The sequence below is a fragment of the Delftia sp. WSY_16 genome, from assembly GCF_043104415.1.
GTDB classification, from domain to species: Bacteria; Pseudomonadota; Gammaproteobacteria; order Burkholderiales; family Burkholderiaceae_C; genus Comamonas; species Comamonas tsuruhatensis.
Genome location: NZ_JBICKS010000003.1, coordinates 126,750 through 145,575, shown reverse-complemented (window position 1 = coordinate 145,575; position 18,826 = coordinate 126,750). Strand labels below are relative to the sequence as shown.

16 protein-coding genes are annotated in these 18,826 nt (G+C 67.2%); 10 read left to right on the top strand and 6 right to left on the bottom strand.

What is annotated here, in order from left to right; genetic code table 11:
- Positions 1-45 precede the first annotated feature (45 nt).
- Positions 46-609: a DUF4124 domain-containing protein gene (locus tag ACF8O7_RS01460; protein WP_046983872.1), complete on the top strand. Its 564-nt coding sequence runs from the start codon at positions 46-48 to the stop codon at positions 607-609.
- Positions 610-623: 14 nt separating this feature from the next.
- On the opposite strand, the gene ACF8O7_RS01455 is transcribed toward ACF8O7_RS01460, so the two are convergent.
- The 4 genes from ACF8O7_RS01455 to ACF8O7_RS01440 form a co-directional block, all read right to left on the bottom strand.
- Complete coding sequence (locus ACF8O7_RS01455; protein ID WP_016446503.1) at positions 624-1,304, bottom strand: Fe2+-dependent dioxygenase; 681 nt, start codon at positions 1,302-1,304, stop codon at positions 624-626.
- A 110-nt stretch (positions 1,305-1,414) separates the two neighbouring features.
- Positions 1,415-3,715 (bottom strand): catecholate siderophore receptor Fiu, encoded by a 2,301-nt coding sequence (locus tag ACF8O7_RS01450; protein ID WP_126311346.1) that lies wholly within the window; start codon positions 3,713-3,715, stop codon positions 1,415-1,417.
- A 673-nt stretch (positions 3,716-4,388) separates the two neighbouring features.
- On the bottom strand, positions 4,389-5,348 hold the full coding sequence (locus ACF8O7_RS01445; RefSeq protein WP_126311292.1) for an MBL fold metallo-hydrolase: 960 nt from the start codon (positions 5,346-5,348) through the stop codon (positions 4,389-4,391).
- 81 nt (positions 5,349-5,429) lie between these two features.
- Positions 5,430-7,130, bottom strand: coding sequence for an AMP-binding protein (locus ACF8O7_RS01440; RefSeq protein WP_126311293.1), 1,701 nt, complete (start codon positions 7,128-7,130; stop codon positions 5,430-5,432).
- A gap of 202 nt (positions 7,131-7,332) precedes the next feature.
- Between ACF8O7_RS01440 and ACF8O7_RS01435 the strand changes: the two genes are divergently transcribed.
- A complete protein-coding gene (locus tag ACF8O7_RS01435) occupies positions 7,333-8,322 on the top strand; it encodes a triacylglycerol lipase (RefSeq protein ID WP_047217748.1) in 990 nt (329 codons plus the stop codon).
- On the opposite strand, the gene phhA is transcribed toward ACF8O7_RS01435, so the two are convergent.
- Both phhA and ACF8O7_RS01425 read right to left on the bottom strand, forming a co-directional pair.
- Positions 8,256-9,161 carry a phenylalanine 4-monooxygenase gene (gene phhA / locus ACF8O7_RS01430; RefSeq protein WP_126311294.1) on the bottom strand — a complete coding sequence of 302 codons (906 nt, stop codon included), beginning with the start codon at positions 9,159-9,161 and terminating at the stop codon, positions 8,256-8,258. The genes ACF8O7_RS01435 and phhA overlap by 67 nt on opposite strands.
- Positions 9,162-9,225: 64 nt before the next feature.
- Positions 9,226-10,344, bottom strand: coding sequence for a tripartite tricarboxylate transporter substrate binding protein (locus ACF8O7_RS01425; protein ID WP_227472483.1), 1,119 nt, complete (start codon positions 10,342-10,344; stop codon positions 9,226-9,228).
- Between the two features lie 374 nt (positions 10,345-10,718).
- Between ACF8O7_RS01425 and ACF8O7_RS01420 the strand changes: the two genes are divergently transcribed.
- From ACF8O7_RS01420 to rfbD, 8 genes are all read left to right on the top strand, one after another.
- Positions 10,719-11,201 (top strand): Lrp/AsnC family transcriptional regulator, encoded by a 483-nt coding sequence (locus ACF8O7_RS01420; protein ID WP_016446496.1) that lies wholly within the window; start codon positions 10,719-10,721, stop codon positions 11,199-11,201.
- A gap of 135 nt (positions 11,202-11,336) precedes the next feature.
- The gene (locus ACF8O7_RS01415) at positions 11,337-12,062 is read left to right on the top strand and encodes a GNAT family N-acetyltransferase (protein WP_016446495.1); all 726 of its coding nucleotides are present in this window, start codon (positions 11,337-11,339) and stop codon (positions 12,060-12,062) included.
- Between the two features lie 106 nt (positions 12,063-12,168).
- The gene (locus tag ACF8O7_RS01410; RefSeq protein WP_016446494.1) at positions 12,169-13,050 is read left to right on the top strand and encodes an HlyC/CorC family transporter; all 882 of its coding nucleotides are present in this window, start codon (positions 12,169-12,171) and stop codon (positions 13,048-13,050) included.
- A gap of 91 nt (positions 13,051-13,141) precedes the next feature.
- Entirely contained in the window at positions 13,142-14,749 is a 1,608-nt protein-coding gene (gene lnt / locus ACF8O7_RS01405) for an apolipoprotein N-acyltransferase (RefSeq protein ID WP_370690605.1), read from the top strand.
- A 178-nt stretch (positions 14,750-14,927) separates the two neighbouring features.
- A complete protein-coding gene (fabA, locus tag ACF8O7_RS01400) occupies positions 14,928-15,452 on the top strand; it encodes a bifunctional 3-hydroxydecanoyl-ACP dehydratase/trans-2-decenoyl-ACP isomerase (RefSeq protein WP_016446492.1) in 525 nt (174 codons plus the stop codon).
- Entirely contained in the window at positions 15,449-16,672 is a 1,224-nt protein-coding gene (gene fabB, locus ACF8O7_RS01395) for a beta-ketoacyl-ACP synthase I (RefSeq protein WP_016446491.1), read from the top strand. Before fabA ends, fabB begins: the two co-directional genes overlap by 4 nt.
- A 164-nt stretch (positions 16,673-16,836) precedes the next feature.
- The gene (gene rfbB, locus ACF8O7_RS01390) at positions 16,837-17,907 is read left to right on the top strand and encodes a dTDP-glucose 4,6-dehydratase (protein WP_034365112.1); all 1,071 of its coding nucleotides are present in this window, start codon (positions 16,837-16,839) and stop codon (positions 17,905-17,907) included.
- The gene (gene rfbD / locus ACF8O7_RS01385) at positions 17,904-18,806 is read left to right on the top strand and encodes a dTDP-4-dehydrorhamnose reductase (RefSeq protein WP_392442068.1); all 903 of its coding nucleotides are present in this window, start codon (positions 17,904-17,906) and stop codon (positions 18,804-18,806) included. Before rfbB ends, rfbD begins: the two co-directional genes overlap by 4 nt.
- Positions 18,807-18,826 lie beyond the last annotated feature (20 nt).

Below are 18,826 nucleotides of genomic sequence, written 5' to 3'. Positions count from 1 at the left end.
GGCGGGCCGCATGCCGCGGCCCCGGATACCGCAGGGGTTTCAAGAATGACAACAACAGGGAGCCGCGCGGCCTGGGTCGCGCTGGGTCTTGCATGGGCGTGCACGGCGGCGGCGCAGCCCGTCTACAAATGGGTGGATGCCGAAGGGCGCACGCACTACGGTTCGCAGCTGCCCGTCGACCAGGCCGATGCCGGCCAGATCAAGGTCTCGCCCAATGGCAGCTCGGGCGCAGGCTCGGGCCGGTTTGGCGAAGAGCGCAATCCCGACGGCACGAAGAAGCTGCCCAAGCAGGTGCGCGAGCTGGCGGACGGCGTGGCCAAGGGCCTGAGCAAGGTCGATTCCAAGGAGGTGCCGCTGAACTGCGCAGCCGCCGTGGACAACATCCGCAGCCAGGTGGACACCATGGTCGAGAACGGCCAGAAAAACCTCAAGGGCGGCTACATCACGCAGGCGCAGTTCGATGCAACCGCGGGCAAGTTCCGCGAGGCGCGCACGCACGCCACCGTGGCCGACTGCCAGGCCGCCACGGGCCGCTCCAAGGCCATGTACCAGTGCATGTCCAACAGCTACAACCACCTGATCGGCTGCGCGGAAAAGCACAAGCCCTGAAGGGATCCGATCCCTCAGGTCTCGGCCCACATGCGCAGAAGGTTGTGATATTGGCCCGCGAGGCTGAGGGTTTCATCGGTCTCGCCCAGTTTTTCGCGCAGGCGCTGGATGGTCTGGTCCATCTCGAACAGCATGGCCCGGCGTGTGTCGTCGCGCACCATGCTCTGTGCCCAGAAGAAGGCGCATACGCGCTCGCCCCGGGTGACGGGCTCCACGCGGTGCAGGCTGGTGGAGGGGTAGAGGATCAGGTCGCCGGCCGGCAGCTTGACCTCGTGCGTGCCGTAGGTGTCCACCACGACCAGCTCGCCGCCATCGTAGTCCTCGGGATCGCAGAGGAAGAGGGTGCAGGACACATCGGTGCGCATCCACTGCTGCGCGCCTGGCAGGCGCCGTGCCGCACCGTCCACGTGCAGGCCATAGGTTTCACTGTCCGCGTAGCGGTTGAACAGCGGCGACATGGTGCGCGCGGGCAGGGCGGCACTGAAGTACAGCGCATTGGCCGCCAGCGCCTGCTCGATGGTGCGGCCCTGCTCCAGTGCCACGGGCGAGTCTTCGGGCAACTGGCGGTTGCGCTTGACCCGGGCGCCCTGGCTGCCCGCCGTGGCACGGCCATCCACCCAGTCGGCGGCGTCGATGGCTGTGCGGATGGCAGTGACCTGCTGGCGCGTGAGCACGTCGGGAATGTGCAGCATCATGGTGCGGGTCCTCCTCGCATGGAAAAAGCCCCGGCGGGGCCGGGGCGGTACTGGGATTGTCGGCGCTCTGCGCGCGGCAAGGCCGGCGCGGCGGCCCGTCTTGCATTCACTCAGAAGCGGAAGTTCGCGGACACGCGCACGGAGCGCGGAGTGCCCGGGAAATAGCGGTAGCCGCTCTTGTTGATGGCGCCCACGTATTCCTTGTCGAACAGGTTGTAGAAGTTCAGCTGGATGTCGGCGTTCTTGTTGATGCGGTAGCTGGCCATGGCATCGAAGACCCAGTAGGCATCGGTGAAGTTGGGCGTGCCCACGGCTCCGTCGGTGCCACGCTTGAGTCCGCCCGAGTAGCGCGCCCCGCCAGCCAGCGTCAGGCCGAACGGGAACTGGTAGCTGGTCCACAGTGAGAAGGCGTTCTTGGGCGTATAGGTCAGGCCGCTGGAGCCGTCCTGCGCCACGGTGGCGCCCGTGTCCACCTTGGTGTCCTGCAGCGTGTAGCCGGCAGTCACGCCCCAGGCGGGCGTGATCTGGCCCGTGGCGCCCAGCTCCAGGCCCTGCACGATCTTCTTGCCGGTCTGTCCCACGGTGCCGTCGGGGTTGGTGACGATCTCGTTGGTGATCTCGGTGCGGAACAGCGCGCCTGTCAGCAGCAGGCGCTTGTCCATCAGCTCCCACTTGGTTCCCAGTTCGGCGGTCTTGGCCTTTTGCGGGTCCATGTTGGGGTTGTTGGCGTTGTTGGCGGCCGTGGACAGCGTGAAGTTGGCACCGCCCGGTGGCTGCTGCGACAGGGCGTAGTTCACGTACACGCTGCCATTGGGCGCGGGCTTGTAGAGGCCGCCGATCTTCCAGCTCAGCAGGGTGTCGGAGGCCTCCAGGCCCACGGCGCTGGGCAGCACGGTGCCTGCAGGATTGCTGCCGCAGGCCGGGCCGCTGCGGCCGCCGCAGACGGCGCGTGCGTCGTACTGCGTCTTGTAGCGGTCCAGGCGCAGGCCGGCGTTGGCCTGCCATTGCTCGTTGAACTTGAGCGTGTCGAAGGCGTACAGCGCGAAGGTGTCGGTCGAGCCCTTGCTGTCGGCGCCGTTGCGCGACCAGTTCAGGCCGGAGCTGGGCACCTGCGGGTCATAGAGGCTGGCATTGGGCCAGGCGCCCGTGGTGCCCGTGCCGTAGTTGCTCTGCTTTTCGCGCGTGATCTCCACCCCGGTGCTCAGCTCGTGCCGCACGCTGCCTGTCGCCAGCTTGGTCGTCAGGTTGGTCTGGTTGGTGACGATGTCGTTGACCTGGTTCTTGAAGGTCGGCAGGCTGCGTGACACGGTCCAGTCGGCGGGATTGCTGCTGTTGTTGCTGGACAGCGTCATGAAGGCCGTGAGCAGGTAGTCCTGCTTGGTGCGGCCCCAGCGCGTGGTGTTGCGCAGCGTGGTGTCGGGCGTGAAGTCGTGCTCCACGCGCAGCGTGACCATGTCGGCCGTCACGTCGTCGTGGTCGGCGCTGGTGCCGTAGAAGCGGCTGGGGTCCACGGGGCGGCCCGCGTTCAGGCGCGCATCGGTGTTGCTGTAGCCGGGCAGGCCGATGGTGGGCACGCCGCCGTCCGGCACATTGCTTTGCTTGACGTGCAGCACGTTCAGGTAGGTGCGCGTGTCGGTGTTCAGTCCGAAGGCGAACGACGGTGCGATGCCCCAGCGGTCATTGGCCACGCGGTCGCGGCCGGCGACGCCGGCGTCCTGCACCATGGCGTTGAGCCGGAAGGCCGCGCCGCCCATCCCGGTCAGGCTCTTGTTCCAGTCCACGGTGGAGCGCTTGTAGCTGCCCGAACCCGCGCCCACCGAGGCGCCGAAGCTGTCGGCCAGGCTGGGCTGCTTGGTGACCATGTTGATGGCGCCGGTGGGCGCGCTGCGGCCGTAGTCGGTGCTGGCGGGGCCCTTGGTGACTTCCACCTGCTCGGTGTTGAACACGTCGCGCGAGATGGATCCCACGTCGCGCACGCCGTCCACATAGATGCTGTTGGAGGTATCGAAGCCGCGCATGTAGATGGCATCACCCGTGCTGGTGTTGCCGTTCTCGCCCGCGTAGAAGGTGCCGGCGCCGGGCACGTTGCGCAGCGCCTCGGTCAGCGTGGTGGCGCCTTGTTCCTGCAGCACCTGCTCCTTGATGACGGAGATGGTCTGCGTCGTGTCCACCAGCGGCTGCGTGAACTTGGGGGAGGAGACCTGTGCGGGTTCGTAGCCGGTGCTGCGCGAGCCTTCGACGGTCACTTCCTTGAGGCTGGGTGCGGTCCTGGCGCCGGGCGTCTGTGTCTGGGCCACGGCCGGCAGGCCCAGGGTGGCCAGGGCCGCGGCTGCAGCGATGATGCCGGCCGACGGCGAGCGGCCAGCGCTGTCGTGTTTGCGGCTTTTGATGTACGAGTTGGAGTTCGCCATGGTTGAACGGAAAGCGGGATGGGCAGTGAACATGCTGGCTTGCTGGCCGGCGTTGCGCGGGCGGCTGGAGAGCTGTCTTGGCTTGCCGGTGCTGGCTGGATCAGGCAGTTTTGCCTGGATTGAGAATGGTAATGATTCCTAATAAAAATATAAGAATAATCTGATAAGTGAATGGATGGCCGTTGCCGCCCAGCAACAGCCCTGTCTCGGAACTTCAGCGCGGCGACCAGCCTGGCCGAGCGCGCCCCGCCCGGGATGTGGCGCGCGCCGCGCGCTGTTCAGGCTGGCGATGTAACGCTGGTTGGCGAGGTTGTAGACGTTCAGCTGCAGGCTCAGGTTCGCGCTGAGCTCCCAGGCCATGAAGGCGTACAGCGCAAGGGTCTTGGTGTGGCCTTCGTTGATCTGGCCGGCATAGCGGATGTCCTGGCCCGTGATCGCATCGCTGACGCCGGGATCGTAGAGATTGGCGGGCGCCAGGGCGCCTGCGCCCGTACTCGGAACCCGAGGCGCCCTTGACGATCTCGATGTCCTCGATGTTGAAGGTGTCGCGCATCGGGCTGCCCAGGTTGCGCACGCGGTCGATGAAGATGCTGCCCGTGGTGCCGCAGCTGCGCAGTGCTTGCGGCCGGTGATGTGATTGGCGTGGTTTGCGCCTATCGCGGATCTGTTTCGTTCAGGCGTTGTGAACCCATTCGCCCTCGCGCTGCGCCGCGCCCGATTGCACCAGCGCATCCACCAGCGTGCGGCTCCAGTGCTCGGCGGTCTCGTGGCTGAAATAGCCTGCATGCAGCATGCCGAAGTAGGGCGTGGCGTCCAGCCAGGCCAGCAGTTCAGTGGTGCGCACGCGCTGCCAGTCCAGCAGCCGGTACTTGAGCAGCACCTTGGCCGCGTAGAGGGCATGGCGCTCGGGGGCGCGCACAAAGCCGTCCAGGCGGCGGCGCGCCGTGTCCAGCGCCGCGGCCACGCCCGTGAAAACGCCGCCGTGGCCGGGGACGATGGTGAGCGGTGCCAGGGCCTCGATCACATCCAGCGTGGCGGCCACTTCCTCGAAGGCCTGCAGGCCCTCGATTTCGGGAAACACCACGCCGAAGCCGTTTTCCCAGAGCGCATCGGCCGAGATCAGTGTGCGGCTGGCAGGCTCGAACAGGATGATGGAGTGCGGGTCATGCCCCGGCGCGGCATGGATCTGCCAGTCGCGCCCGGCCAGCCGCACGCTGGCGCCGGGCTGCAGTACGCCGGTCAGCGCAAATGGCGGGCATTCCTGGCCGGTGGGGGTGTAGCTCAGCGCCTCGGGATTCCAGTGGCGCACGAATTCGGCCTGGCCCGGCGCGACATAGGTCCGGGCCTGCGGCCAGCGCGCCTGCAGTGCGGCATTGCCGCCGCAGTGGTCGCTGTGCAGATGGGTGTTGAGGATGCGCGCCAGCGGCTGGCCAGCCAGCGTCCGCTCGATCAGCAGCACAGTCTGATCGGCATGGCTGACGTAGCCGGTATCGACCACGGCCGCGCCGTCGTCCTGCGGATCGGCAGGGTCGGCCGCGAAGACGATGTTGTTGGCCGACAGCCAGCCGCGCTCCAGCACGGTCATGCCGCAGGGCAGCGCAGCGGTGGCGCTTGTGGGGGCGAAGGAGGTCATGGGGGGAGAAGCCTTTCCCAAGGCTAACAGCCGCAGGCAGCCACGGCTGACGCGTGGGCTACAGCTGCGGCCGTGCGGGTTTCAGGCGGGATCGCGCAGGGCGCGCCTGAGGATCTTGCCTACGTTGGTCTTGGGCAGTTCGTCGCGGAACTCCACCGTGCGCGGGCGCTTGTAGCCGGTGAGCTGGTCATGGCAAAAGCGCATCACCTGGTCCTCGGTCAGCGCCGGGTCGCTGCGCACCACGTAGACCTTGATGGCTTCGCCCTGGCGCTCGTCGGCCACGCCCACGGCCGCGCATTCGAGCACGCCGGGGCACATGGAGATCACGTTCTCCAGCTCGTTCGGATAGACGTTGAAGCCGCTGACCACCATCATGTCCTTCTTGCGGTCGATGATGCGGGTGTAGCCTTCCTGGTCCATCACGCCGATGTCGCCGGTGCGCATGTAGCCGTCGGCCGTGAAGGCCTTGGCGGTCTCGTCAGGCTGGTTGTAGTAGCCGCGCATGACGTTGGGGCCCTTGATGCACAGCTCGCCGGCCTCGCCGGCCGGGAGATCGCGGCCTTCGTCGTCCTTGATGGCGATGGAGATGCCCGGCAGCGGCAGGCCGATGGTGCCGCTGAAGGCGGTGGCGGTGACGGGGTTGTTGGTGCCGATGGCGCAGGTCTCGCTCATGCCCCAGCCCTCGATCATCACGCTGCCCGTGACCTGCTGCCACTGGCGCGCCGTGCCCTCGCTGGCGGCCATGCCCCCGGCCTGCGACACGCGCAGCTGCGAGAAGTCCAGCTCGCGGAACTGGGCGTTGTTGAGCAGGGCGTTGAACAGGGTGTTGACGGCCGGCAGGATGTGGAAAGGCCGTTTCTGCAGCACCTTGACGAACTTGGGGATGTCGCGCGGATTGGGGATCAGGCTCAGGCTGGCCCCCATGCGCATGGCGAACAGGCTCACCGTGAGGGCGAAGATGTGGTACAGCGGCAGCGCCGCGATGATGTGCGTGTCCTGCGCGCTGACGCGCCCGTGCAGGGCCGGCGTGAACCAGGCATGCGCCTGCAGCGTGGCGGCCACGATGCAGCGGTGGGTGAGCACGGCACCCTTGGACAGCCCGGTGGTACCGCCCGTGTATTGCAGGAAGGCCACCGAATCCAGTCCCGCCTGGCTGGGCCGCAGCTCTTTCTGGGCACCGCGCGCCAGCGCCTGGGAAAAGGTCGTGACCTCGCGCACGGTGCCGCCCTCACCGTCCAGCGGCAGGCTGTAGGCCGGCACCATCTTGGCCAGGTGGCGCACGGCGAAGGTGATCCAGCTGCCATACATGCCGCCCAGCAGATCGCCCATGGCCGTGACGCAGACATGGCGGATGGCGCTGCGCTCGATCACGTCGGCCAGGGTGTGGGCGAAGTTCTCCAGGATGATGATGGCCGTGGCGCCCGAGTCCTTGAGCTGGTGCTCCAGCTCGCGCGGGGTGTACAGCGGATTGACGTTGACGCAGGTGTAGCCCGCGCGCAGCACGGCCGCCATGCTCACGGCGAACTGCGGCACATTGGGCAGCATGATGGCCACCCGCGCATCGGGCTCCAGCCCCAGTCCCTGCAGCCAGGCGCCCAGGCGCGTGGACAGCTGGTCCAGCTCGCGGTAGCTCATCCAGCGGTCCATGCACACCGAGAAGGGCAGGTCCGCATGCTGGGTGAAGGCTTCCTCCAGCAGATGTGTGAGCGAGCGGTATTGCTCGGGATGCACCTCGTGGGGCACATCGGCGGGATAGTTCTTGAGCCAGGGCGCAGCGTCCATGCAGGGTACCTTGGGTTGCTGGTGAGACAGGGGAACGGCAAAGGGGCAGGCGCCGGTCGGCCGGCCACCGCTGCGGCTGATTCTGGTCAGGCGGGTGCTTTGCGGTCTACGCGGGGTTGTCCTAGGCAGGGGCCGCCGTCCCCCACGAAAGTGCGGCCGCTCTGTGCTACGTTGGCGTTTTTTTCAGGGAGGGCGGGCTGCCGTGAACGCACGCATTCTGCAAATGGTGGCGCTGGGCACGCTGGCCGGCGCCATGGCCTGGCTGGCATGGTGGTGGCCGGAATCGCGCGGGCTGGCGCTGGCAGGAGCGCTGCCGGGCCTGTGCTGGCCGGGCCTGCATCTGGGCCTGCAGATGGTGTTGATGCGCCGCGTGGTGCGCAAGGCCGGCGCACCCGTGCCCGCATGGCGCACGGTGGCGGCAGCCTGGCTCGCCGAGTGGGCATTGGCCGTGCAGGTGTTTGGCTGGCGCCTGCCCTTCCGGGTCCATGCCGAGGCCGACGGCTGGCCAGGTGACCCGGCCGCAGGACAAAACGCAAGCCCGGTCACAGGCCAGGTCGGCATGGTGCTGGTCCACGGTTTCTTCTGCAATCGCGCGGTCTGGGCGCCATGGCTGCGGCGGCTCAAGGAACGCGGCATTGCCTGCGCGGCCATGACGCTGGAGCCGGCGCACGGCGCATCCATCGACGCCATGGTGGCCGACCTCGATGCCTGCGCACGCCGCATGGCCCAGGCCACGGGGCGGGCGCCGCTGATCGTGGCCCACAGCATGGGCGGGCTGGTGGTGCGTGCCTGGCTGGGCCGGTTGTCCGCGCAGGAGCGCCGGCAACTGGCTGCCCATGTGGTGACCCTGGCCACGCCGCACCGCGGCACCTGGATGGCGCGCTTCGCCCATGGCCTGCCGGCGCTTCAGATGCGCGAGGACAGTCCCTGGCTGCAGCGCCTGGGGCCGCCGCCGCCCGAGGTGGCCTTCAGCTGCTGGTGGAGCTGTTGCGACAACATCGTCTTTCCCTTCCCCGTGGCCACGCTGCCAGGGCAGCACGCGCACCGCCTGGACGACGTGGCCCATGTGCAGCTGGTGTTCGACGAGCGCGTCTGGCGCTTTTGCCTGGAGCTGCGCGAGCGGCTTCAGGACGCGGAAGTCTGCAGGGCCACTTCACCGGGCAGCAGCGCATCGGCCGCGATGGTCGGCTGATCGCGCAGCTGGCGGTACAGCGGCTCGAAATCGGCGGCCGTGAGGTCGAACAGCTGCTGCAGGTCGTCGATCACGAAGTAGGTGTGCTGGTAGGTGTCAATCTTGTAGAGCGTGCGCATGGCGCGCTCCAGCGACAGCGGCAGGCGCTGCGGCTCGGGGCTGCGCACCGAGTAGTTGAGCTCACCCGAAGAACTCAGAATGCCCGCGCCGTAGGCGCGCAGGCCGCCCTGCTCGCGGATCAGCCCGAACTCGATGGTGTACCAGTACAGGCGCGACAGCATCTCGCAGGCGCCCAGCTCGGCGGCCTTGAGCCCGCCCTGGCCATAGGCCTGGATATAGTCGGCGATGACGGGGTTGAACAGCAGCGGCACATGGCCGAAGAGGTCATGGAAGACATCGGGCTCGACGATGTACTCGAACTCCTCGGGCTTGCGGATCCAGTCCGTGACCGGGAATTTGCGGTTGGCCAGCAGCGAGAAGAAGGGCACCTCGGGAATCAGGCCCGGCACGCCGACGATCTCCCAGCCCGTGGCGCGGCGCAGGCGCTCGTTGACTTCCTCGAAGCGCGGAATGCGGTCCTTGGCGCCCAGCGAGGGCAGGGCGTCGATGAAGTGCTGGCTGGCCAGTCCCGGCAGCAGGGCGGACTGGCGTTCGTACAGGCGCCGGTAGGTGTCGTGGTCGGCCTCGGTGTAGGCGTCGTAGTCCTGCGCGCAGGTGTAGTCGTCGCTGGCGCGGCTGTAGTCGCCGCGCGGCGGGCGGTCGGCCTGGCCGTAGACCACGGGTGCCACACCGGGGGCGGGGGCGTGGGACGAGGTGGGGGTCGCTGCGGTGCTCATCATGGTGCTCTCCAGGGATCTTGTCATTGCTGCCCCGGGCCGGGGGCAGGCAAGGCACCTGCGCGGCTCAGAGCTGGCGGATTCGGGCGGCCTGCACCAGCAGGCCGTATTTGCTGTGCTCGGAGCGCACAAAGCGCGCGAACTCCTGCAGTTGAAGGTCTTCGGGCAGCACGCCCATGGCGGTCAGCGTTTCCTGCACCGGACTGCTGCGCATGGCCTTCGAGAACACGGCGGCATGGCGCTGGGCCAGGTCGGCGGGCCAGCCGGCAGGCGCGAACAGGCCGAACCAGTTGGCGAGGTTGAAGCCCGGTACCGTGTCGTTGAGGCTGGGCACCTCGGGCAGCAGCGGCACGCGTTCCAGCGTGGTCACGGCCAGGGCCTGCAGCCGGCCTGCACGGATGTGCGGCAGCGAGGACGCCAGGCTGTCGAACAGCAGATCGGCCGATCCGTCGAGCAGGGCCGACAGCGCCGGCTGCGTTCCGCCAAACGGCAGATGCAGCAGCGGCAGCCGCGTGAGCATCTGGTACATCTCGCCCGACAGGTGCCCGCTGCTGCCCGGCCCGCCCGAGGCATAGCGCAGCGGCTGGCGGTGCTTGGCAAGAAAGCGCTGCAGGTCCAGCGCCGTGCGTATGCGCCACTGGCGCGCCAGATCGCTGCGCATCACCAGCACATTGGGCATGCGCGCCACCAGCACCAGCGGCTGGAAGTCGCGCAGCGGGTCGTAGCCCAGCTGGGGCTGCAGCCAGGGCAGCACGGCGTGCGTGGCGGCCGCGCCCATCAGCAGCAAGCGGTCCTGGGCCGTGGCCTGGGCCACCATGTTCGAGCCCTTGGCGCCGCCGTCGCCCGGCACGTAAAGAATGTGGATGGCCCCCAGCTTCGCGGAGCTGGCCTCGACCAGAGGACGCGCCGTGCGGTCCAGGGGCCCGCCGGCTGCATAGGGAACGATCAGGGTCAGGGCGTCGGATTTCGCGTCGCGCGCCGGGGCTGTCAAGGCTGTCGAGGCTGTCGGGGGCGGCTGGGGCTGTGCCGAAGCCGGCAGCCAGGGCAGGGCGGCCAGGGCCGCCAGCAGGCTGCGCCGCGCCATCCGGGCCGACGGCTGCGGGCCGGCTGCCGCAGGTGCACGTACTGGCGCAGATGCACGGGCATGGCGTGGCATGGCGCGGGTGGCGTCGTGGCGGGGCGTCATGGCGTGAAGCGAAATGGAGGCGATCCCCGCAGTATAGGCAGCGCCGACTGCCGCTGAGGCTGCACGCGCCCATGTCCTGCGCGCGCCGGGCCGTCTGTGCGCGGGCGGGGAACTGGGCCAGGTTCAGCGGGGCTTTCATGGGGGTCTCCGGCCTTTTTGTGCAGGACAGTGTTTCGGGCGCCCCAGGCATGGCCTGCGGGCTTGCGATCAGTGCTGTCACTGTAGGCGGGAGGGGCTTCAGCTTTTTGCCGTTTGCCCTTGGTGGGAAAATGCGGAATGCATGAAAATTGCGGAATTCTTTTGTTTATCGCAATTTAACTGGTTAATTCGGGTTAACCCTGAAGAAATCCGTACTTATTTACGAGTCCACCGCCATGAGCGCCACGCACACCATCGACAAACTGGATCGGGCCATTTTGCGCCGCCTGCAGGCCAACGGCCGGGAAACCTATGACGTCATCGGGGAGCAGGTCGGCCTGTCTCCCAGTGCCGTGCTGCGCCGGGTCAAGCGCCTGGAAGACAGCGGCGTGATCGACCGCTATGTGGCCCTGGTCCAGCCGGAGACCGTGGGCCTGGGGCTGACCGCCTATCTCAACGTGCGCCTGGAGAAGTACACCGAGACCAGCAAGCGCAACCCCATGGACGTGTTCCGCGCCAGCGTGCAGACTTGGCCCGAAGTGGTGGAGTGCGTGTCGCTGACCGGGGAGATGGACTATCTGATGCGTGTGGTCGTGGCCGACATGCAGCACTACACGCGCTTCGTCATGGACACCTTGCTCAAGCATCCCAGCGTGCAGGATTGCAAGACCAGCTTCGTGATGGACCGCGTCAAGGTGACCACGGCCGTGCCTTTGTAGCCTTCGGGCTCGACAGGCGCCAGGCCGTTGGGTGTTGCAGGGAGGGGGAATTGGTTTGCATGCCAAAACCTTACGGTTTTGTTGCATTGCAATATCTTCGTTGCTCGACCTCGGGTTTTTACCTATATTTGAGCCATGAATGCATCCAAAGACTGGTTGAAGGCGTCCTGGCAGGCCGGCCGGGACATGTTGCGTGCGAGCGCAGGCCAGCCGCACCGTCCCGATGGGCGCTCCGCGTCCATGGTGCCCATTCGTTCGCTGGGCCCGTCCCACCGCGAACGCGTGGTGGCGCATTTGCTCAAGCTCGATGAAGGCGACCGCTACCTGCGCTTCGGCTATGCCGCCAGCGACGAGCAGGTTCGCCGCTATGCGATGCAGCTTGATTTCGAGCGCGACGACATCTTCGGCATCTACAACCGCCGGCTCGAGCTGATCGCCATGGCGCATCTGGCCTTTGCCTCGCATCCCGAGCACAAGAGCTGCGCCGAATTCGGCGTTTCCGTGCTCAAGCAGGCACGCGGCCGCGGCTACGGCGGGCGCCTGTTCAACCGCGCGGTGATCCATGCACGCACCAAGGGCGTGTCCATGATGTTCATCCACGCGCTGTCGGAGAACACGGCCATGCTCAAGATTGCGCGCAAGGCCGGCGCCACCATCAAGCGCGATGGCTCCGAGTCCGAGGCCTACCTGCAGCTGCCGCCCGCCGGCATCGACACGCACATGGCGTCGCTGATGACCGAGCACATCGGCGAGGTGGACTACCAGCTCAAGAAGCAGGCCAAGCAGTTCTGGGATTTCTTGGCCGACGTGCAGGAAATCCGCCGTGGCGTGCAGGATGGCCGCCACCAGGCCGGCGAATAGGCGCAAAACGCCGCAAAGGGAATTGGCGCAGCGCATGCAGGGGTGACGGAGCAATCCGCTATCCTTGCGGCTTGTTTCACTACCGCACGTCCTGCACTCCAAGACAGTGTCCGACCCCCATCCTGCGCGCTCTTCCGAGAAGGAAAGCAAGCGAAGCTTCCTGCAAAAGGTGGCCGAGTTCATCCACCCGGCCCCTGACTCTCCTGACGAGCTGATCGAGACCCTGGCCGACGCCGAGGACAACCAGGTCATCGGCCCCGAGTCCCGCGTCATGCTCGAACGCGTGATACGCATGGCCGACATGACGGCCGGCGACGTCATGGTCGCAGCCCCTCGCATGGACCTGGTCAACATCGACGCTCCGTTCGATGAACTGCTGCACCAGGTCATCACCACTGCACATTCGCGTTTCCCGGTCTACCAGGGCGAGCGCGAGAACATCATCGGCATCCTTCTGGCCAAGGACCTGCTCAAGCTGCAGCGTTCACCGGACCTGAACATCCGCGCCCTGCTGCGCCCCGCCGCCTTCGTGCCGGAGAGCAAGGGCCTGAATGATCTGCTGCGCGAGTTCCGGGGCAACCGCAACCATCTGGCCGTGGTCATCGACGAGTTCGGCCGCGTGGCAGGCCTGGTGACCATCGAGGATGTGCTGGAGGAAATCGTCGGCGAGATCGAGGACGAGTTCGACATCCCCGAGGACGAGGGCGACATCTTCGCCCTGGCCGACAACAGCTACCGCGTGGCGGGCGACACCACCATCGAGCATGTGAACGAAGCCTTCGAGGTCGCCCTGCATGCCCGCGATCCCGAAGATGAGTTCGACACCATCGGAGGCCTGATCGCCCACGAAATGGGCCATGTGCCCAAGCGCGGCGAGCAGATCCATCTGGCCGGCCTGGAATTCACCGTGCTGCACACCAAGGGCGGCGCCGTGCGCTGGTTCAAGGTGGTGCGCGATCCCGCAGCCGACAGTCTGCTGCGCAGCTGAGGCTGCCCCTTTCTATCCCCACCGACATCTCTCCCGTACCTGGCCGATGCCCCTGTCCAGTTCTTCCGCTTTTTCGCAAGACGGCCGGCGCATGGGCCGGCTCGCCGTGGGCGTGCTGCTGCTGCTTGCGGGTGCAGCCCAGGCCCTGTCGCTGGCCTGGCCCTGGGCGCGCGGCCAGGGCGACGGGCCGCTGAGCCTGGTCGGCGGCTATGGCCGCCCGCTGTGGTGGCTGCAGATTCTGTCGCTGGCCGTGCTGGCACGCGCCCTGCAGACGGCACAGCGCCCGGCCCAGGCGGCGGGGCGGGCCATGCTCTATGCCACCGCCTGGCTGGTGGCCACCTTCTGGTGGCTGTTCATCTCCATGCATGTCTATGGCGGACTGCCTGCGCCGCTGGCCGTTGCCGCCGTGCTGGCGCTTGCGGCCTTCCTGGGCAGCTACTACGCGGTGGCCGCCTGGGGCTGGCACAAGCTGCGCCCCACCAGCACGGCGGGCGGCGCCTTGCTTTTCGCCGCCGTCTGGCTGCTGGCCGAATTGGCGCGTGGCTGGCTGTGGACCGGCTTTCCCTGGGGCGCGGGGGGCTATGCCCACGTCGAAGGGCCCCTGTCGGTGCTGCCGCGCTGGATCGGCGTCTACGGCACGGGGGCGGTGGCGTCCTGGCTGGCGTATTGGCTGGCCGCCTTGGCGGCCGGTTCGCGGGGCGGACAAGCCCTTCGGCCTGCACGGTGCGCGGCCACTGTGGCGGCCCTGGTTCTGGCCTGGGGCGGGCTGTGGTGGCTTCGCGATGCCGCCATCAATGCACCATCGGCCGAACGGCCAGCGCTGAGCGTGGCCATGCTGCAGGGCAATATCCCGCAGGATGAGAAGTTCGAGGCCGGCAGCGGCATTCCGCTGGCCCTGGGCTGGTACGGGCGGGAGCTGCGCGCGGCCACGGCGCAGCTGGTGGTCGCACCCGAGACGGCCGTGCCCCTGCTGCCCCAGCAGTTGCCCGAGGAATACCTGGACCTGCTGCGCGAACCATATCTGAAGAAGGATGGCCGGCAGGCGGCGCTGCTGGGCATCCCGCTGGGCTCGGAAGAGGCCGGCTATACGAACTCGGTCGTGGGCTGGCAGCCTGGCCAGATCCAGGACTACCAATACGACAAGCACCATCTGGTGCCCTTCGGGGAGTTCATCCCGCCGCTGTTTCGCTGGTTCACGCAGATGATGAACATACCGCTGGGCGATTTCAACCGCGGCGCGCTGGGCCAGCCTTCCATGGCCTGGGCTGGCGAGCGGCTGTCACCCAACATCTGCTACGAGGATTTGTTTGGCGAAGAGCTGGGTGCACATTTCGGCAATGCAGCGACGGCGCCCACGGTGCTGGTGAATTTCAGCAACATCGGCTGGTTTGGCGACAGCGTGGCGATCGACCAGCATCTGGCCATCAGCCGCATGCGGGCGCTGGAGTTCGAGCGCCCCATGCTGCGCGCCACCAATACCGGCGCCACGGTGGCCATCGACCACCGGGGCGTGGTGACGCACGCGCTGGTGCCTTACGAGCGCGCGGTGCTTGAGGCCAGTGTGCAGGGCCGCGAGGCCTTGACACCGTTTGCGCGCTGGGTGAATGCAGCAGGCCTGGTCCCGCTGTGCGCCGCTGCTGCGGCGGTGCTGCTGGTGGCCTGGATGGGCCGCCGCAGGGCCTCGGTTCAGGGGCTGTAGCCAAGTCCCGCGACCTGGGTCGGCGTGGCTTTTGTGGCAGAGTTTTGATGCGGCCTCGGGGTTTTGTTGCAGTCTGGCAACGTTCAGCCCCGATAATGCGCGGCTGCATGGTCCGCTGCGGGCCGCACCCATTCAGAGATAGAGGTGGCGTCAGTGCCGCCGTGGAGCAAGTTAGACAATGGCCGATTCTTTTTCGTATGAGCAACTGATCGCTTCGGGCGAAGGCAAGCTGTTTTCCGCAGACAGCGGGCGTCTGCCACTGCCTCCCATGCTGATGTTCGACCGCATCACGCACATCGACACGGATGGTGGCGCCCACGGCCTGGGCAAGATCGTCGCCGAACTCGACATCAAGCCTGATCTCTGGTTCTTCGACTGCCATTTCCGGGGCGACCCCGTCATGCCCGGCTGCCTGGGTCTGGACGCCATGTGGCAACTGATCGGCTTTTACCTGACCTGGCTGCGCCTTCCCGGCCGGGGCCGTGCGCTGGGCGCCGGCGAAGTCAAGTTCACGGGCGAAGTGGGTCCTGACGTCAAGCTCGTGACCTACGAAATCGACATCAAGCGCGTGATCAAGCGCAAGCTCAACATGGCCATCGGCGATGCACGCCTGCTGGCCGACGGCAAGGAAATCTACGTCGCCAATGACCTGCGCGTGGGCCTGTTCCTGCGCGAGGGTGAAGGCCAGGGAACGGCAGCATGACCAAACGTCGCGTAGTCATCACCGGCGCGGGCATTGTCTCGTGCATCGGCAACGACCTCGATACCGTGGAGACCTCGCTGCGCGAGGGGCGCACGGGCATCAAGGCCATGCCGAAGTTCACCGAACTGGGCATGCGCAGCCAGGTGGCCGGTGTGCCGGAGATCGACGTCGAGGCACGTATCGATCGCAAGCAGCTGCGCTTCATGGGCGATGCCGCTGCCTATGCGCAGATCGCGCTGGAAGATGCCATCGCCCAGGCCGGCCTGGCTCCCGAGCAGGTCAGCCATCCGCGTACCGGCCTGATCATGGGCTCGGGCGGCGGATCGCCGGCCAACCAGATCGAGGCGGCCGACACGCTGCGCGAAAAGGGCATTCGCCGCGTCGGGCCCTACCAGGTCACGCGCTGCATGAGCTCCACGGTGTCCGCCTGCCTGGCGACCAACTTCAAGGTCAAGGGCATCAACTACTCCATCACCTCGGCCTGCTCCACCTCGGCGCACTGCATCGGCGCAGCGGCGCAGCAGATCGCCTGGGGCATGCAGGATGTGATGTTTGCCGGCGGCGGCGAAGAGCTGTCCTGGGGCATGGCACTGCTGTTCGACGGCATGGGGGCCATGTCCAGCAAGTACAACGACCAGCCCGAAAAGGCTTCGCGCGCCTATGACGCCCACCGCGACGGTTTCGTGATCGCAGGTGGCGGCGGCGCGGTGGTGCTGGAAAGCCTGGAGCACGCCCAGGCCCGGGGTGCGAACATCCTGGCCGAAGTCGTGGGCTTTGGCGCCACCAGCGATGGCGAGGACATGGTCGCGCCCTCGGGCGACGGCGCCATCGCCTGCATGCAGCAGGCCCTTGAAGGCCTCGAAGGCGGCGTGGACTACATCAACACCCACGGCACCTCCACGCCCGTGGGCGACATGCAGGAAGTGCGCGCCATGCGCGCGCTGTTCGGCGACCAGGTGCCGCCGTTCTCCTCCACCAAGTCGCTGACCGGCCACTCGCTGGGCGCCACCGGCGTGCAGGAAGCCATCTACTGCATGATCATGATGAACAAGGGCTTCATCGCGGGTTCGGTCAACGTGGACACGCCCGATCCCGCGCTGAACGACATGCCCCTGGTCACGCGCACACGCGATGCCCAGTTGAACACCGTGCTGTCCAACAGCTTCGGCTTCGGTGGCACGAACGCCTCGCTGGTGCTGCGCCGCTGGCAGGGCCAGTGAATACGCCCTGGTGTGTAAAAGGCGTGTCCTGAAGGAAAAAGCCCGCCTCCTGCGGGCTTTTTCACTGGTGAACGCCGACAATGCCCAGGTCGCGCGGGAGGCAGCACTGCAGGCTGCTGCCTGAACCCCGAACCAAGAACAATGAAATTTTGCAAGGTTGAACCATGATTCTTGTCACAGGCGGCGCCGGCTTCATCGGCGCCAATTTCGTGCTGGACTGGCTGGCTGCCGGCGATGAGCCGGTGCTCAACGTGGACAAGCTCACCTACGCGGGCAACCTCAAGAGCCTGGAGAGCCTGCAGGGCGATGCGCGCCATGTCTTCGTGCAGGCCGACATCGGCGATGGCGAAGTCCTGGCCCGCCTGCTGGCCGAGCACCAGCCGCGCGCCGTGGTCAACTTTGCGGCCGAAAGCCATGTGGACCGTTCCATCCACGGCCCAGAGGACTTCATCCAGACCAACGTGGTCGGCACCTTCCGCCTGCTCGAGGCCGTGCGCGGCTACTGGAGCGCGCTGGATGCCGAGGCCAGGGCGGCCTTCCGCTTCCTGCATGTCTCCACCGACGAGGTCTATGGCAGCCTGGCGCCAGCGGCACCGGCCTTCACCGAAGACCATAACTACGAACCCAACAGCCCGTACTCGGCCAGCAAGGCCGCCAGCGACCACCTGGTGCGCGCCTGGCATCACACCTACGGCCTGCCTGTGCTGACCACCAACTGCAGCAACAACTACGGCCCGCTGCATTTCCCCGAGAAGCTGATCCCCCTGATGATCGTCAACGCCCTGGCCGGCAAGCCTTTGCCCATCTATGGCGATGGCATGCAGGTGCGCGACTGGCTCTATGTGCGCGACCATTGCAGCGCCATCCGCCGCGTGCTGGAGGCCGGCAAGCTGGGCGAGACCTACAACGTGGGCGGCTGGAACGAAAAGCCCAACGTCGAGATCGTGAACACCGTCTGCGCGCTGCTCGACGAGCTGCGCCCCAAGGCCGATGGCACCAGCTACGCTGCCCAGATCACCTATGTGCAGGACCGCCCCGGTCACGACCGGCGCTATGCCATCGACGCGCGCAAGCTCGAGCGCGAACTGGGCTGGAAGCCCGCGGAGACCTTCGAGACCGGCATCCGCAAGACCGTGCAGTGGTACCTGGACAATCCCGAGTGGGTGGCCGATGTGCAGTCCGGCGCCTACCGCGAATGGGTCAGCCGCCAGTACACGGAGGGAGCCGGCGCATGAAGCTGCTGCTGCTGGGCCGCAATGGACAGGTGGGCTGGGAGCTGCAGCGCAGCCTGGCGCCGCTGGGCGAGTTGATTGCGCTGGACCGCCAGGACGACGCCGGTGGCCAGGGCCTGTGCGGCGATCTCTCTCGCCTCGATGAACTCGCACGTACCGTGCGCGCTCTGCGTCCCGATGTCATCGTCAATGCCGCCGCCCACACGGCCGTGGACAAGGCCGAAAGCGAGCCGGAACAGGCGCGGCTGCTCAATGCGCTGGCTCCCCAGGTGCTGGCCCGCGAGGCGGCGCAGACCGGCGCGCTGCTGGTGCACTACAGCACGGACTACGTCTTCGACGGCAGCGGCAGCGCTGCGCGCACGGAGACCGAGGCCACGGCGCCGCTGTCCGTCTATGGCGGCAGCAAGCTCGAAGGCGAGCAGCTGATCCAGGCTTCGGGCTGCCGCCACCTGATCTTTCGCACCAGCTGGGTCTATGCGGCGCGCGGCGGCAACTTCGCCAAGACCATGCTGCGCCTGGCCCAGGAGCGCGAGGTGCTGAGCGTGATCGATGACCAATGGGGCGCGCCGACGGGAGCAGACCTGATCGCCGACGTGACGGCCCATGCCATCCGCCAGGTGCTGCGCCAGTCCGGCGGCGAAGGCCTGCACCATCTGGTGGCCGGTGGCGAGACCACCTGGCATGCCTATGCCAGCCACGTGATCGCCCGCGCCCGCGAACTCGCGCCCGAACGGCCCTGGAAGGTGCGGCGCATAGCTGCCGTGCCCACCAGCGCCTTTCCCACCCCGGCGCAGCGTCCGCACAATTCCCGCCTGAACACCGACCGGCTGCAGCAGACCTTCGGCCTGCGCCTGCCCCACTGGCAGGCAGGCGTGGACCGCATGCTGCAGGAAATCATCTGAGCGCGGTCTTGCGACTCAGC

Coding starts and splice junctions, on each gene's coding strand:
- ACF8O7_RS01460 (WP_046983872.1), top strand. CDS start 46: ATGACAACAACAGGGAGCCGCGCGGCCTGGGTCGCGCTGGGTCTTGCA.
- ACF8O7_RS01455 (WP_016446503.1), bottom strand. CDS start 1,304: ATGATGCTGCACATTCCCGACGTGCTCACGCGCCAGCAGGTCACTGCC.
- ACF8O7_RS01450 (WP_126311346.1), bottom strand. CDS start 3,715: ATGGCGAACTCCAACTCGTACATCAAAAGCCGCAAACACGACAGCGCT.
- ACF8O7_RS01445 (WP_126311292.1), bottom strand. CDS start 5,348: ATGACCTCCTTCGCCCCCACAAGCGCCACCGCTGCGCTGCCCTGCGGC.
- ACF8O7_RS01440 (WP_126311293.1), bottom strand. CDS start 7,130: ATGGACGCTGCGCCCTGGCTCAAGAACTATCCCGCCGATGTGCCCCAC.
- phhA (WP_126311294.1), bottom strand. CDS start 9,161: ATGATGAGCACCGCAGCGACCCCCACCTCGTCCCACGCCCCCGCCCCC.
- ACF8O7_RS01425 (WP_227472483.1), bottom strand. CDS start 10,344: ATGACGCCCCGCCACGACGCCACCCGCGCCATGCCACGCCATGCCCGT.
- ACF8O7_RS01420 (WP_016446496.1), top strand. CDS start 10,719: ATGAGCGCCACGCACACCATCGACAAACTGGATCGGGCCATTTTGCGC.
- ACF8O7_RS01415 (WP_016446495.1), top strand. CDS start 11,337: ATGAATGCATCCAAAGACTGGTTGAAGGCGTCCTGGCAGGCCGGCCGG.
- lnt (WP_370690605.1), top strand. CDS start 13,142: ATGGGCCGGCTCGCCGTGGGCGTGCTGCTGCTGCTTGCGGGTGCAGCC.
- fabA (WP_016446492.1), top strand. CDS start 14,928: ATGGCCGATTCTTTTTCGTATGAGCAACTGATCGCTTCGGGCGAAGGC.
- fabB (WP_016446491.1), top strand. CDS start 15,449: ATGACCAAACGTCGCGTAGTCATCACCGGCGCGGGCATTGTCTCGTGC.
- rfbB (WP_034365112.1), top strand. CDS start 16,837: ATGATTCTTGTCACAGGCGGCGCCGGCTTCATCGGCGCCAATTTCGTG.
- rfbD (WP_392442068.1), top strand. CDS start 17,904: ATGAAGCTGCTGCTGCTGGGCCGCAATGGACAGGTGGGCTGGGAGCTG.